The organism is Parvibaculum sp., assembly GCF_035325945.1.
In the GTDB taxonomy this organism is placed as follows: domain Bacteria; phylum Pseudomonadota; class Alphaproteobacteria; order Parvibaculales; family Parvibaculaceae; genus Parvibaculum.
Window position 1 is genome coordinate 4,657 of the sequence record NZ_DAOKYX010000002.1, and the last position, 15,299, is coordinate 19,955.

Genomic DNA, 15,299 nt, shown 5'->3' on the forward strand with positions numbered 1-15,299 from the left:
GCCCTCGACATTGCATGGATCGAGGAGCCATTGCCGGCAGATGATCTTGCAGGGCATGTCAGGCTCTCCGCTCTCACATCGCTTCCCGTGGCGGTGGGAGAGTCGATCTATTCGATCCGGCATTTCCGCGACTACATGCAGCAGGGCGCGTGCTCGGTGGTGCAGGTCGATGTGGCGCGCATCGGCGGCATCACGCCGTGGCTCAAGGTCGCCCACGCCGCCGAGGCGTTCAACCTCGCCGTTTGCCCGCATTTCCTCATGGAGCTTCATGTGGCGCTGGCCTGCGCCGTGCCGAACGGAAGATGGGTCGAATTCATTCCGCAACTCGACGACATCATCGCATCCGGTATGACGATCGAGAACGGTCATGCCGTGCCTTCGCAGGAGCCGGGGCTTGGTATCGACTGGGATTGGGAGGCGATAGACGCGCGCAGGGACAGTTATTTCGACATCAGGCGGCCGGGCTAGGGGGCGATCATGCAGCGAATGGGAATGGTCATCGGTGTAAGGCCGGAAAAGATCGCCGAATACAAGCGATTGCACGCGGCCGTCTGGCCGGAAGTTCTGGACATGATCTCGGCCTGCAACATCCGCAACTACACGATCTTTCTGCGCGAGCCGGAGAACCTCCTTTTTTCGTGCTGGGACTATGTGGGCACGGATTTCGAGGCCGACATGGCGCGCATGCGAGCGCATGAGCCGACGCAACGCTGGTGGGAACTCACTGATCCCTGCCAGCAACCGCTCGCAAGCCGCGAGGCGGGCGAACACTGGGCGCGCATGGAGGAGGTGTTCCATGCCGATTGAGGGAGCAGGCGGAAGGCTTGCAGGCAAGCGCATATTGGTGACGGCGGCGGCGCAGGGCATGGGCCGCGCGGCCGTAGATGCGTTCCGGCGCGAGGGTGCGGAAGTGATCGCGACGGACCGCGACGAGGAAAAACTCGCGACGGTCGAGGCGGCACGACTTGTTCCGCTCGACGTGACCGATGCGCGCGGCATCGAAGCGCTTGCCGAGGAATCGGGCGCGGTCGATGTGCTTTTCAACTGCGCCGGCTTCGTTCATCACGGCACCATCCTCGATTGTGATGAGGACGACTGGGAGCGCTCTCACGCGATCAACATCCGCTCGATGTACCGCATGTGCCGCGCGTTTCTGCCCGCGATGATCGCAGCGGGCGGCGGGTCGATTATCAACATGTCATCCGTCGCCTCGTCCATCATCGGCGTGCCGAACCGCTTTGCCTATGGGGTGACCAAGGCGGCTGTCATCGGCCTCACGCGCTCCATCGCCGCCGATTTCGTCACGCAGGGCATTCGCTGCAACGCCATCTGTCCGGGAACGGTCGATACGCCGTCCCTCGATCAACGCATGCGCGCGCAGGGCGACTATGACGCCGCCCGCGCCGCCTTCATTTCCCGCCAGCCTATGGGCCGCATCGGCAAGCCGGAAGAAATCGCCGAATTGCTGGTCTATCTCGCCAGCGACGCATCGGCCTTCATGACCGGCAGCACGCTCGTCATCGATGGCGGCTGGACAAACACATAGGAGTCAGACCGATGAAACTCTTGCGCTATGGCGAGCGGGGAAAGGAAAGGCCGGGAGCGCTCGACCGGCAGGGGCGCATACGCAGCCTCGCCGGGCTCATCGACGATATTCAGGGCGATTATCTCGTTCCGGCGGAACTTGCCTTGTTGCGTTCGATCGATCTCGAGACGCTGCCGATCGTCACCGGGACGCCGCGTCTCGGCCCTTGTGTGGCGAATGTTGGAAAGTTCATTTGCGTCGGGCTCAACTACGCCGACCATGCGGCGGAATCCGGCATGGAGACGCCGAGCGAGCCCGTGCTCTTCTTCAAGGCGACGAGCGCGATCTCGGGCCCGAATGACGATGTCATCATCCCTCGCAATTCCAGAAAGACCGATTGGGAGGTCGAGCTTGGCGTCGTGATCGGACGGGAGGCGCGCTATGTGTCCGAGGCCACGGCGATGGACCATGTCGCGGGCTATTGCGTCATCAACGATCTTTCCGAGCGCGAATTCCAGCTCGAGCGCGGCGGGCAATGGGTGAAGGGCAAGAGCGCCGACACTTTTGGCCCCATAGGCCCCTGGCTCGTGACGAAGGACGAGGTTCCCGATCCACACGATCTTTCGATCTGGCTCGATCTCGATGGACGCCGCGTCCAGAACAGCAGCACACGGATGATGATCTTCAGAATTCCGTTTCTGGTGAGCTACATCTCGCAATTCATGAGCCTCCAGCCGGGCGACATCATTTCCACCGGCACGCCGCCCGGCGTCGGGCTCGGCATGAAGCCGGAACCTGTCTATCTGCGCGAGGGGCAGGTCATGCATCTCGGTATCGAGGAGATCGGGGAACAGCGGCAGCGGACCGTTCGCGCCGAGAGCGTGGGAGAACATCTTCTTGCCGGAGTGGCGGCGCGATGAACGGAGACAGGAGAATGGCTTACGCGCCCGATCTTCAATCGCTCAACAGCCGTCCTCTGCCTGAATGGTACGATGCAGCGAAGTTCGGCATTTTCATTCATTGGGGCGTTTTTTCGATCCCCGCTTTCGCGCCGCAGCTTGGAAGCATTTCGGATGCGTTCAAGCTCGAATATGACCGCGCCGTGGCGATGGTGCCTTATACGGAATGGTATGCGAATGCGATCAAGGTGCCGGGCACGCCTTCGGCGAAGTTCCATGAAGAGCATTACGGCAATGCACCGTATGAGAATTTCAAGGAGCCGTTTCTCGAAGGGCTGAAGCAGTGGGACCCGGCCCAGTGGGCCGAGGCGTTCCGCGATGCCGGGGCGCGATATGTCGTGCTGGTGACGAAGCATCACGACGGGTTCTGCCTCTGGCCGAGCGAGGTTCCTCATCCCCATCGCCAAGGCTGGGACAGCAGCCGTGACATTGTGGGCGAGCTTGCCGCCGCAGTGCGGGCGGTGGGCATGCGCTTCGGCGTCTATTATTCCGGCGGTATCGACTGGACGTTCAATCCGGAGCCCTTGCGCACCATCGCGGATTTCATCGGCTCCGTGCCGGGCGGCGACTATCCGCGCTATGCGATGGCGCAGACGCGCGAACTCATCGAGCGCTACGAGCCAAGCGTGCTCTGGAACGATATTTCCTGGCCGACCGGCCTCGATGAGCTTCTGCCGCTTTTCGCCGATTACTACAACGCGGTGCCCGATGGCGTGGTCAATGATCGCTGGCCGCATGCGAACTGGGGCACGAAGGTGATGCGGACGAAAACCGGGCGCAGGATTTTCGATCTGATCGCCAAACGTTACATCAGGCGCAATCCGGACGCGCTCGACGGCATGATCCCGCCCGTCGTTCCGCATAGTGACTTCCGCACGCCGGAATATGTGCGCTTCTCGAGCATTCAGTCGAAGAAGTGGGAAGCGACGCGCGGCATGAGCTACTCCTTCGGTTACAACCGTCTGGACCGCGATGCCGACTACCTGCCTTCGGAAACGCTTCTGTCGGATTTCATCGACGGCGTTTCCAAGGGCGGCAACCTGTTGCTCAATGTTGGCCCGCGCGGAGAGGATGCGCAAATTCCGCAGGAGCAATTGTCGCGCCTCAGGGACTTCGGCAACTGGCTGCGTCGCAATGGCGAGGCGATCTATGGCACGCGGCCCTGGTCGCAGGCCGAAGCCGAGACGGCCGATGGTCTTTCCATCCGCTTTACCGCCAAGGGCAGCGAAATCAACGCGATCGTGCTCGGCCGGCCTGCGGGCGAGGAACTGCGGATCAGGAATTTCAATTTTGCCGGGCGCGCAAGGCGCCTCGAGGACGGGAGTCCCGTCTCATTGCATCAGGAAGGGGACGACCTCGTCCTCGGCTTCACGACGCCGCTCGCGAGTGATTTCGCGCCGGTCGTCGTCATGACACCGGAGGCGTGAACGAAACAAAAAAGTTCGCGCCTTCGACATCGAAACAGGGGAGGCCGCCACATCACGCAACGAAGGGTTTGAGAGGTGAGTTGCGGAGGGCGGAAGGAATGTTCGATTTCAATTCAACGGTGGGGAGGAAATGAATATGACGGATTTCCTGAGGGAAACGAGACGACGCTACCGGACGGGTTTGTTGTGCGGGGGAGCGTTGCTTCTTGCAACGGCGCTTGGCGCGCCCGCGACGGCGGCCGAGTGGACGTTCGGCAATGTCGAAATGCGTTTGAATTCGACGGTCTCGGCGGGTGCGGGTATGCGCCTCGTAAACCCGGACGCCGATTATATCGGCGTTACGAATGGTGGTAACGACCCGAGCGGCGTCAATTTCGATGACGGTAATCTCAATTATCGCCGGGGCGATTTCTATTCGGCCTCGACGAGGCTTCTGAACGAGCTGGAGATCACGGCAGGAAACTTCGGCGCCTTTCTCCGGGTCAACACGTTCTATGACGCCATCAACAACGATGCGGAAAGCACGCGGCGAACCGATCTGAGCAAGACCGCGCGCCATCGGATCGGGCGCGGCATCGATCTGCTCGATGCCTATGTGTCCGGGAATTTCGAGATCGGCAATTCGCCGCTCACCATTCGCGCCGGTAATCAGGTGATCAACTGGGGCGAGGCGCTCTTCACATCGGGCGGCATTTCGCAGACCAATGCGCTCGACGTCGTCAAGCTCGTCACGCCGGGCACGAATATCCGCGAGGCTTATCTGCCATCGCCGATGATCTACGGGAATATCGGTCTGTTCCCGAATTTCAATCTCGAAGCTTATTACCAGTTCCAGTGGCGGCAGAGCAAACTTCCGCCCGTGGGCACTTTCTTCGCCACCGACGATCTCTTCGGTCCCGGCGCACAAGGCCTCTTCTACCTTGCCGATCCCGGCGGATCCGGACTCGATCCGGCGACGCTTTTCGCCTTCGGCCTCGGCATTCCCAAGACCGAAGACAAGGCTCCGAGTGATCAGGGGCAGTTCGGCGTTGCGGCGCGCTATTTCGTCGAAAACATGTCGACGGAACTCGGTCTGTTCTTCGTCCGCTACCACGCCAAACTGCCATACTTCGCGGGCTCGGCGGAGGCTGTTCCGATTGTGGTCTTCCCATTCATTGATATCGTGCCGGCCAATTACTTCGCGGCATTCCCTGAATCGATCGATCTCTGGGGCGCGTCCGTCAGCTTCCCGGTCGGTCAGTTCTCGGTCGCGGCGGAAGCGAGTTATCAGCCGAACTTTCCGGTACCGACCAACGAGAACTCGCTGGTTGAAGCCGCCTTGGCGGTCCTCGGCGATCCTTTCCTGCGGCCGGCTTCCGTCTTCACCTATCCCAAGGCGGATCGCTTCAACATGATCGCGAATGCCGCGATCTCGATGGGACCGACGGATCCGTTCTTCGGCGTTGCGACCACGGCCATCGGCGCGGACAGCATCGATGCCATCGTCGAAGTCGGCGGTGTGTCGTTCGACAAGCGGCCGATCGACACGACGGGCGATCTCTTTGCCTGGGGATACAAGCTCTCGGCTTCCGCCACCTACAGCAATGCATTCGGAAGCAGCGTAACGCTGACGCCGCATGTCGCATTCTCGCATGACGTTCGTGGCACGCCGATCGACCGGACTGCCACCGGCAATTTCATCGAGGGGCGCAGGGCCGTCACCATCGGACTCGATGGCACGTACAACGCCAACCTCAAGGTGGGCGTCGCCTATACCAACAATATGGGTGGCGGTGTCGTGTCCAGAAATTCCGATCACGACTACGCCACTGTGGCTGTGAGCTACGCATTCTGACCGGCCATCGATAGCGATCAATGAGCCAGGAGAAAGAAACCATGTCTTATTCAGTCAAACTGAGAAGTGTTCTGACGGCCGGTCTTTTGTCGGTTTCCTGCATTGCGATGGCCCAGGCGGCCGGCGTTGATGATCTCGGAAAATCGCTGACGCCGGTGGGGGCGGAGAGGGCAGGCAATGCCGACGGCAGCATTCCGGAATGGGCGGGCGGCATCACCGCGCCACCTGCGGGATGGACGGTCGGGCAACCGCGCGTCAATCCTTACGCGGGAGATGCGAAGCTATTCAGCATCGACGGCGGCAATGTCGATCAGTATAAGGATAAGCTTTCCGAAGGCCAGATAGCGCTTATCAAGCGCTATCCCGGCTACAGGATGGATGTTTATCCGACGCGGCGGAGCTGCGCCTATCCCGAGCGCGTCTATGAGCGCACAAGGGCGAATATCGCCGAAACGAAGATGGACGAGAGCGGGCACATAACCGCTGGCTATGGCGGCTTCCCGTTCCCGATCCCGACGACCGGCTGGGAAGTCATCCAGAACCACCGCTCGGCTTATCGCGGCTATGGCGTCATCAGCACCCCGGCCATGGCCGTGATGCAGGGCGGCGATCGCTACATTCTCAATGTGGGCGATCAGGTGTCCTACACGCCGCAATACGACCCGAAGACGAAGTCCTTTGCCGATACGAAGGGCTTCAGAGGCAAGTTCATCTATACGCAGACCCAACCTGCCGCGTCGGTAGGCGGCGTGCTGCTCGTGCATGAGTATTACAACGGGCGGAAGGAATCCTGGGGCTACATCCCCGGGCTTCGCCGCGTGAAGCAGGCGCCCAACGCTGCCTATGACAATCCGGTGCCGGGGCAGGACGGGTTGCGGACCTTCGACCAGACCTTCATGTTCAATGGCGACGGGGATCGCTATGACTGGAAGCTCGTGGGCAAAAAGGAACTCTATGTTCCCTACAATGCCTGGGCGCTGAAGGACCAGAAGCTCACGATCAAGGATATCGTCGGTCCGGACTATCCGAACCGCGATCTCATCCGCTACGAGCTGCACCGCGTCTGGGTGGTGGAGGCCACTGTAAAGCCTGGCATCCGCAACATCCTTCCGCGCCGCACATTCTATGTGGACGAGGATAGCTGGACGATCGTTCTGGCCGATCTCTACGACACCAAGGGCAATCTGTGGCGCACACAGGAGAACAGCCTTTATGTAGCGTCGGAATTGCCTGCCTGCGTCACGGCGGCGGACTTCTATTTCGATCTCTCGGCCGGACGCTACATCGCCGACAACATGATCCTCGGCAATGCGACTGAGAACTATCTCGCCGGCGCTTCCGTCGATGGGGAGCGTTTCACGCCCTCCAGTCTGCGGCAAACGGGCATGCGCTAGAATTCCTCCTGCGAGACCACTCGCTCGCAGACCTGCCGGCCGCAATCCCTCTTGCGGCCGGTTTTTTTATGCGCTGCGTTTCCTATCTGATGAAGACGTGATTTCCGATGCGCGCCGTCTCCTCGTTGTTTTCGGCCCATCGCGGCGGCGACTTGCGGAACTGAAGCGTGGAGTAAAACGACGTCGCGCCGCTCGTCGTATCGGGGATCGCGCCCGCGATAAGCTTGTCGGCGATGGTCGAAGCGTCGCGCCATTGGCGCGACTTCCCGACAGCGACTTGTTTGCGCGATATGCGTCGCGTCCAGCCGAATTGCCCCGGCTCATAGACGACATCGCAAATGGTGGTGCCGGCCGGACGTGCGTCGAGACGGTTGAGGATCACATGGCCGACGCCGATCATGCCGTCGTCGCCTTCGCCATGCGCTTCGTAGTATATGGCGGCGGCGAGGCATGTATGCTCGCGCGAACCGAGATATCGCGGACGGGGAAGAGGAACTCGCAACCCGGGCGCTGCATGCGCGGAGGTGAAAGCCGTGCGCGCATCGCTCTCGACGATGGAACCTGTTGTAGTCGTGTCAGCCGCGACTTCGTCTGCCGCTGCGCTTGCCGCGTCCGTGGTCGCGGCCGCAGGCGCTGCGGATTCGGTTGAAGTCACGCAAGCGCTTAGCGCCATTACGATTGGAGCGGCAATGATCGGCGAGAGGCTGCGGCGCATTGACATCTCGTCATTGTGAAAGGGCGGGGGATTATGACGTCACGCATCCACGGCCGATAGCCGGAAATATCGGAAAAATATGATCGAAATTGCGCGTGATGTACCGAAACGGATCAGTTTCGCAAATCGTTTACATAATCAGCACACATAACTCGACATGATGGATGAAGGTCGTTGTGCTTAAATCCGGAGCCTGAGCGCGTTCGGGGACAGGACATGCTGGAGCAGAGAATTGGCGCCGCATTGCGCGAAGCGCGTTGCGAGCGGAATCTGACGCTGGCCGAGATAAGCGGGCGTCTGCACATCAGGGAATCCCATCTCAAGGCCATTGAGCGCGGAGAGGCGGAAGCGTGCTTTCCGCGCTTCTATCTCGTCGGCCACATGCGCAGCTACGCGAATGTGCTCGGCGTGGATATTGGTGACGATCTCGATGCGCTCTCGGCGGAGTTGCGGCGCGAGCGCGAGCAGACGGTGCCTGAATTCAAGCTTCCCGAAAGCACGAGCTGGTTTCGTCGTGCACAAGGCTGGGTACTGATGATCGGCCTGGCGTTCGGGGGGCTTCTCTTCTATCTGGGCGCCGGCGATGCCTCGCCCGAGGTGCATGTCGCAGGCAACGACATGGTGGAGCCAGTTGTTATCGACGCGCCGGAGCAAGCGCCCGCGCCGGAGCAAGCCTCCACATCGGCGTCGCGCGCTGTGGAGGATTCGTCCGCTCCCGATCTCATTGAGACGAAAGCGCCAGAGGCAGAGAAGGTAGCGGCGATACCAGTCGTGGCCGCATCCGCTGCGGCTGCACCCGATACCGTTGTACCCGACGCGCCGAAGGAACAAGTGGCGGCCCCGGCCCGCACGCAGGTGGTGGCGAAGTCCGTCTATCTGCGGCAGGGACCGACCGTTGCGAGCCCGGCCGTCGGCACAGTCATCCGCTGCACGCGCGTGGTCGTGGAGCGTGTCGATCCCCGGTCGGGTTGGGTCGAGGTTATGAACTCCGCCGAGCGCGGCTATCTCCATCGGAGCTTCCTCAAGGACGCAATGCCCGCCTGCGGCGAGGAGGGGGCGGGCGAGGCCGGCTAGATAGCGTCGAAACCTTCCGCTCGCTGTCAATTGCGGCGACGGGCCTGTTGCGGGTAATCTCGCATACCGGGCCTGAGGAAGGATGATCATGCGGATGAACAGGGTGGGGCTGGCGCTCCTTGCGATGCTTGCGGTCGCAGGCTGTGACACGAATCTGGGTCGCTCGGCGGGGCTGAATGCGCCTGAGGATGTTGGCGCGCTGCCTGCCGACTACCGCGAACAGGCGGTTGCCTTCACAAGGGCGAAGCTCAACGATCCGAAGGCCAATGTGACAGTGCTCGCGCCTTCGAGCGAGATCGCCAACTGCAATGTCAGCGTCATCGGAAGTCATTTCGGCTGGATGGTGCCGGTCGTCTATGACGCGCCGGACGGCTGTGGCGACTGCGAAGGCCACAAGACCATGTATCTGTGGTTCAGCCACGGCAAGATCGAGCACATGTCCTATTTTCCGGACCAGTGCTGACGGAGACATGACGGCCTAACGGTGATGAGCGCTCTCTAGGCGTTCGACCGCGACGGCGGTGAGCTTGTATTCCGGCGCGTGAACGACCCTGTCGCGGTGGGGGCTCGTCACACGGTTGAGAACGTTCTCAGGATCGTGGAAGGTGGCGAAGACCTCGCCCGTCTTCATTCCCTCATCGAGGCGCAGCGTCAGTTGCGCCTCGCCGTGGCGGCTTCTCACGCACACCCGCGCGCCCGCTTGCAGCCCGAGGCGGGCGGCATCTGACGGCGCCATGTCGAGCGTGTCGGTCGGGCGAAGCTTCGCATTATCCGTTCGCATGGTCATGGTTCCGGCGTTGAACTGGTAGAGATCGCGGCCGGTCATGAGCAGGAACGGAAACTCGTCATCGGTTACTTCTTCGCTCGGTATGTAGTCGATGCAGCGCAGGGGCGCGGCGCGGGCATGGGCGAATTGCGCAACATGCATGATCTCCGTGCCGGGGTCGCTTTCACTGCGGCAGGGCCATTGGAGGCCGCCCGCTTCGAGGCGGTCATAGGCGATGCCGCGTCCGTCAGGCCAGAGAGCGCGGATTTCGTTCCAGATGGCTTCGGACGACGCGAAGGAAAACGAGGAGCCGTGTCCCATGCGTGCGGCGATTTCCTGAACGATCTTCCAGTCCGGCAGGGCCTCGCCCGGCGGCGTGACAGCTTTCCTCACGCGCTGGATACGGCGTTCCGAATTCATGAAGGTGCCATCCTTCTCGAAGGCCGAGGCGGCAGGAAGAACCATGTGCGCTAAATGGCGCGCGGTTTCGTTGATGAAGAGGTCCTGCACGACAATGAATTCGAGGTTCGAGAGCGCCTCGCGGGTTTCATTCATGTTCGGAAGGGTCGCCAAAATGTCGTAGCCGACGACCCAGAGCGCCTTGAGACTGCCTGCGGCGGCGGCGTCGATCATGCCCAGTAGATCGTGGCCGGGGCGCGTGGGAATGGCAGTCTTCCAGATCGCCTCGAAGCGGCTTCGGCCTTCCTCGATGGCAATGGCGCCGGTGAGGCTTGCCGGTTCGCAACCCATATGCGCGGCGCCTTGCACATTGTTCTGCCCACGGAGCGGATTGATGCCTGCGCCCGGCTTTCCGAGATTACCTGTAAGTAGGGCAAGATTTGTGAGCGCCATCACCCCTTCGGTTCCCTGTGTGTGCTCGGTGAGGCCGAGCCCGTGGAACGCCATGGCGGGAGACGCCGCCGCATAGAGGCGCGCTGCGTCGCGGATCGCGCCCGCCGGAACGCCGCAGATCGCAGCCACGCGTTCCGGCGTCCAGCCTGCAATGAAGCGACCGAAATCCTCCCATGCGGCTATGCGTTCGCGGATGAAGGTCGCGTCGAACAATTTTTCCTCGACGATGACGTGGGCGAGCGCGTTGAGCAGCGGCACGTTCGTGCCCGGCCGGGGCGCGAGATGCAGCGTCGCATAGTCTGCAAGCTCGATCCTGCGCGGGTCGATCACGATGAGTTTGGCACCGTCGAGAACGCGCTGCTTGATGCGGGCGCCGACAACCGGATGATTGCCCGTCGGATTGGCGCCGACGATGAGAAACGCGCTCGCCTTCTCGATGTCGTCGAAGGAATTTGTGGCCGCGCCCGTGCCGAGCATGGCCTTGAGTGCGGCGGCGCTCGGCGCATGGCAGACACGCGCGCAGCAATCGACATTATTCGTGCCGAGCACAATGCGGGCGAATTTTTGCAGCAGATAGTTTTCCTCATTCGTCGCGCGGGCGGAGCCGAGAACGCCGATGGCATCGGGACCAAATGTCCCGGCAATGCGGGTGAATTCCTTTGCGCAACTGTTGAGGGCGACGTCCCAGCCGAGCGGTTCCCATCCATCGTGGCCGCGCTTCAGCGGCTGCCGGAGGCGGTCAGGCGAGGCGTTGAAGGCAAAGGCATAGCGTCCCTTGGAGCAGAGATGCCCCTTGCTGACGGGGCTGTCCGCTGCGGGGCGGATTTCCAGCACCTGCGAGCCGCGGCTGTGGATCTCGATCTCGCATCCGACGCCGCAATAGGCGCAGGTCGAGCGTGTCCATTTGTCGTCGTCGCGAAACGCCGTCGAGAAGATATCCGTGAGCGCGGCCGTGGGGCAGGTGTCGACGCAGGCGCCGCAGGCAACGCAATCGCTCGAGGCGAGATCGGACGCGTCGCCCGGCACGATCTCGGTTTCGGCGCCGCGGCCGACCGCATGCCAGACGAATTGTCCCTGCACCTCGTCGCAGATGCGCACACAGCGGAAGCAGTCGATGCACTGCGCCATGTCGACCTTTATGATCGGGTGCGAATGATCGCGCTCGCGCTCCGGCGATGGCTGCCCGCGCGGTTCGACGCCATAGCGGCGCATGAGCATGTGAAGCTCTTTTCCGGGCAACGCATCGAAGCTCGCCGGTGAAATGCGATCTGCCATCCAGGCGAGGATGGTCCTCCTGAAACCTTCGAGCGCGGGCGAGCGAGTCGTGATGGACATGCCGTCGGTGGCTGCCGTCGTGCAAGCCATGCGAGGATGCGGTTCGCCCGCAATCTCCACGGCGCATATGCGGCAGCCGCCGGCGGGGCGCAGGCGCGGATCGTGGCACAGCGTCGGCAGGTCGATGCCGATATGACGTGCCGCCTCCAGGACGGTGGTGCCGGGGGCTACGTCCAGTTTGCGGCCGTCAATTTCCACGACAGGCATGAGCGCCTCCCATCCGCCGGCCGGGTGCGGGGCCATGCGAACGGGATCATTCTAGGCGCGGGCTGCTGCCGGGTCTTTAGGGAATGACCCTGCTTGACAAGAGAGGTGGGCGGCGCGCAAAGCCGCTCAGATTTCGGCTTCGAGCTCGCCTATCTCGTCTTCCTCTCCGGCGATCGCCTGATGGTCCTCGGCGATGAGCATATACATGGCCGGGACGACGAAGAGCGTGAAGAGCGTGCCGATGGCAAGGCCGCTTGCGATGACGAGACCGAGATTGAAGCGGGAGACGGCGCCGGCGCCGCTTGCCAGGATGAGCGGCATGACGCCGAGCACCATGGCGGCCGTCGTCATGAGGATGGGTCGCAGGCGGATGCCTGCCGCTTCCTCGATCGCCTCGCGCTTCGACCGGCCCTGAAGCTGAAGGTTGTTCGCAAACTCGACGATGAGAATGCCGTGTTTGCTGATGAGGCCGATGAGCGTGACCAGTCCGACCTCGGTATAGATGTTGAGGCTCGCGCCGCCGAAGCCGAGATTGATGAACAGGAGAGCGCCGCAGAGCGACATGGGCACGGTGATGAGGATGATCACCGGGTCGCGGAAGCTCTCGAACTGGGCGGCGAGAGTGAGGAAGATGATGACGAGCGCGAAGAAGAAGGTGATGAGAAGCGCGCTGCTTTCCTGCACGAACTGGCGCGACTGGCCGCCGAAGTCGATCGTGTAGCCCGTCGGCAAGGTCCGGCCCGCGAGGTCCCTCAGATAGTTGAGGGCTTCGCCGGTAGTGATGCTGGGATTGGGCACGCCGTTGATCGTCGCCGCGTTGAGCTGCTGGAAATGGTTGAGCGTTTGCGGAACGGTCTTCGTCTCGATATGCGCGACCGTCGATAGCGGTATCGAGGCGCCGGAGGCCGAGCGGATATAGTAGTTTCCGAGCTGATCCGTGTTCAGACGGAACTTCTGCTGCACCTGCGGTATGACCTTGTAGGAGCGGCCGGAGAGGCTGAAATAATTGACGTAGCCGCCGCCGAGCATGGAGGAGAGCGCCGCGCCCACATCGGTCATGGTGAGGCCCATCTGGGCCACCTTGTCGCGGTCGATCACGATCTCGGCCTGAGGCTTGTCGAACTTCAGATCGGTGTCGAGGAAGATGAAGTTGCCGCTCTTCTGGGCCTCGGCAAGAAACTGCTGCGACACCTCGTAGAGCTGCTCGAACGGCTCCGTCGTCTGGATCACGAAGTTGATGGGAAAGCCGCGCGCGCCCGGCAGGGGCGGCGGCTGGATGGCGGCGATGCGGGCGAGCGGAATCTTGTTGAGCTCGGCCTGCAACTCGTTCTGAAGCTTCGTTGCCGATTTGGTGCGCTCGTCCCACGGCGTCGTGACAAGGCCGGCGAAAGCCTGCGTCGGAAGGATGTTCTGGAAGACGTGATCCGTCTCCGGATGCTTCGCATAGATGTCATAGATCTCGCGCATCGCGATCTGGCGCTGCGCGAGCGTGGCCGAAGGCGAGGACGACACGATGCTGACGACGATGCCCTGATCTTCCTGCGGGGCGAGTTCGGTCTTCGCGGTGGTGAACAGGAAATAGAGGCTGCCGATCACGATCAGCGCGAAGACGACAACGACCGAAATCTGCTCGTGGCTCGCATGGAGCATCCGGGCGTATCCGTGGCGAAGTCGCTCGAAGCGCTCGTCGATGTAGGCGACGAGGCGCTGCTCCCAGTGGCTGCGCTCGGCATCATGCGGCTTCAGGAAGCGCGCGCACATCATGGGCGAGAGGGTTAGCGCGACGACCGCCGAAACGGTGACGGCGGCGACGAGCGTGAAGGCGAATTCGGTGAAGAGTGCGCCCGTCAGGCCGCCCATGAAGCCGATGGGCACATAGACCGCGATCAGCACTACCGTCATGCTGACGATGGGGCTGCTCAATTCCCGTGCGGCGATGATTGACGCCTTGAGTGGTGGAAGGCCCTCCTCCAGATGCCGGTTCACGTTTTCGACGACGATGATGGCGTCGTCGACGACGAGGCCGATGGCGAGAACGAGCGCGAGCAGCGTCAGAAGGTTGATCGAGAAGCCGAACACCACCATGAAGGTGAAGGCGCCAATGAGCGACAGCGGAATGGCCAGCGTCGGAATGAGAACGGACCGGGGCGAACCGAGAAAGGCGAAGACGACGAGGGTGACGATGACAAGCGCCTCCACCAGCGTGCGGATGACTTCGCTGATCGAACTGTTGACGAATTTCGTCGCGTCATAGGCGATGGCGCCGTGCAGCCCCTCGGGAAGCTGCGCCTGGATCTCGGGGAAGATATTGCGCACCCGCTTCATCACATCGAGCAGGTTGGCCGTGGGCGCCACCTTGATGCCGATCTGGACGGAGGGCTTGCCGTCGAAGGCGGCGGCGGTTTCGTAGTCCTCCGCGCCGAGGGTCACATTCGCCACGTCCTCGAGCCGGACGGAGGCGCCCTTCTTGTCGCGGATGATGAGGTTGCGGAATTCGTCGAGCGAGTGAAGGCTCGTCGAGGCTGTGAGGTCGATCTGGACCATCTGGCCCTTGGTCGTGCCGACGGCCGAAAGAAAGTCGTTGCGGGCGAGCGCGGCCGAGACGTCCGACGCCGTCAGCCCGTAGGCTGCGAGTTTGTCCGGGTCCATCCAGACGCGGAGCGCGAAGCGCTTCTCGCCCAGGAATTCCGCCTGCTGGACGCCTTCCACTGCCTGCAGCTTCGGCGTGACGACGCGCAGGAGGTAATCGCTGATCTGGTTGTTGGCGAGGACGTCGCTCGAGAAGCCGATATACATGGAGTCGATCGTCTCGCCGACGGCGATACTGATGACTGGCTCCTGCGCTTCAGGGGGAAGCTGGTTTTTGACCGCGTTGACGCGCGTGTTGATCTCGGTCAGCGCCTTGGCGGAGTCGTAGTTCAGGCGTATCTGCACCTGAATGACGGAGAGGCTCTGCGAACTCGTCGAGGTGATGTAGTCGATGCCGTTCGCCTGGGCGATCGAGGTTTCGAGCGGCGTCGTGATGAAGCCGGCCACGACATCGGCGCTGGCGCCGAAATAGGCCGTCTGCACGGTGACGACGGCATTTTCGGTGCGCGGATATTGCAGCACGGGCAGCAGCGATACCGACCTGAGGCCGAGCACGAGGATCATCAGGCTCACGACCGTGGCGAGAACCGGACGGCGGATGAAGATGTCCGTGAACTTCATG

Annotated in this window: 12 protein-coding genes; 9 read left to right on the forward strand and 3 right to left on the reverse strand. The window is 62.1% G+C overall.

The genetic code is table 11. The annotated features are described in order from the left end of the window. The 7 genes from PKA57_RS02065 to PKA57_RS02095 form a co-directional block, all read left to right on the forward strand. Nucleotides 1-468: enolase C-terminal domain-like protein (locus PKA57_RS02065; protein WP_324297268.1), on the forward strand; the 468-nt coding region annotated here is incomplete at its 5' end. A gap of 9 nt (nt 469-477) precedes the next feature. Next, complete coding sequence (locus tag PKA57_RS02070) at nt 478-807, forward strand: L-rhamnose mutarotase (protein WP_324297269.1); 330 nt, start codon at nt 478-480, stop codon at nt 805-807. After that, nucleotides 797-1,546: an SDR family oxidoreductase gene (locus PKA57_RS02075; protein ID WP_324297270.1), complete on the forward strand. Its 750-nt coding sequence runs from the start codon at nt 797-799 to the stop codon at nt 1,544-1,546. Before PKA57_RS02070 ends, PKA57_RS02075 begins: the two co-directional genes overlap by 11 nt. A gap of 11 nt (nt 1,547-1,557) precedes the next feature. Then, nucleotides 1,558-2,445 (forward strand): fumarylacetoacetate hydrolase family protein, encoded by an 888-nt coding sequence (locus tag PKA57_RS02080; protein ID WP_324297271.1) that lies wholly within the window; start codon nt 1,558-1,560, stop codon nt 2,443-2,445. A gap of 14 nt (nt 2,446-2,459) precedes the next feature. Then, nucleotides 2,460-3,911 (forward strand): alpha-L-fucosidase, encoded by a 1,452-nt coding sequence (locus tag PKA57_RS02085; protein ID WP_324297272.1) that lies wholly within the window; start codon nt 2,460-2,462, stop codon nt 3,909-3,911. Between the two features lie 199 nt (nt 3,912-4,110). Continuing rightward, on the forward strand, nt 4,111-5,745 hold the full coding sequence (locus PKA57_RS02090) for a DUF1302 domain-containing protein (RefSeq protein WP_324297273.1): 1,635 nt from the start codon (nt 4,111-4,113) through the stop codon (nt 5,743-5,745). Nucleotides 5,746-5,786: 41 nt separating this feature from the next. Beyond that, complete coding sequence (locus tag PKA57_RS02095) at nt 5,787-7,139, forward strand: DUF1329 domain-containing protein (RefSeq protein ID WP_324297274.1); 1,353 nt, start codon at nt 5,787-5,789, stop codon at nt 7,137-7,139. 82 nt (nt 7,140-7,221) lie between these two features. On the opposite strand, the gene PKA57_RS02100 is transcribed toward PKA57_RS02095, so the two are convergent. Beyond that, the gene (locus tag PKA57_RS02100) at nt 7,222-7,854 is read right to left on the reverse strand and encodes a cell wall hydrolase (RefSeq protein ID WP_324297275.1); all 633 of its coding nucleotides are present in this window, start codon (nt 7,852-7,854) and stop codon (nt 7,222-7,224) included. Nucleotides 7,855-8,070: 216 nt separating this feature from the next. Between PKA57_RS02100 and PKA57_RS02105 the strand changes: the two genes are divergently transcribed. Together PKA57_RS02105 and PKA57_RS02110 are read left to right on the forward strand one after the other, a co-directional pair. After that, nucleotides 8,071-8,928: a helix-turn-helix domain-containing protein gene (locus PKA57_RS02105; RefSeq protein ID WP_324297276.1), complete on the forward strand. Its 858-nt coding sequence runs from the start codon at nt 8,071-8,073 to the stop codon at nt 8,926-8,928. An 88-nt stretch (nt 8,929-9,016) separates the two neighbouring features. After that, a complete protein-coding gene (locus PKA57_RS02110) occupies nt 9,017-9,391 on the forward strand; it encodes a hypothetical protein (RefSeq protein ID WP_324297277.1) in 375 nt (124 codons plus the stop codon). Nucleotides 9,392-9,406: 15 nt separating this feature from the next. Here the strand turns inward: PKA57_RS02110 and fdhF are convergent, their stop codons facing one another. Beyond that, on the reverse strand, nt 9,407-12,088 hold the full coding sequence (gene fdhF / locus PKA57_RS02115; protein WP_324297278.1) for a formate dehydrogenase subunit alpha: 2,682 nt from the start codon (nt 12,086-12,088) through the stop codon (nt 9,407-9,409). A gap of 126 nt (nt 12,089-12,214) precedes the next feature. Beyond that, the gene (locus PKA57_RS02120) at nt 12,215-15,298 is read right to left on the reverse strand and encodes an efflux RND transporter permease subunit (protein WP_324297279.1); all 3,084 of its coding nucleotides are present in this window, start codon (nt 15,296-15,298) and stop codon (nt 12,215-12,217) included. Between the last annotated feature and the right edge of the window lies 1 nt (nt 15,299).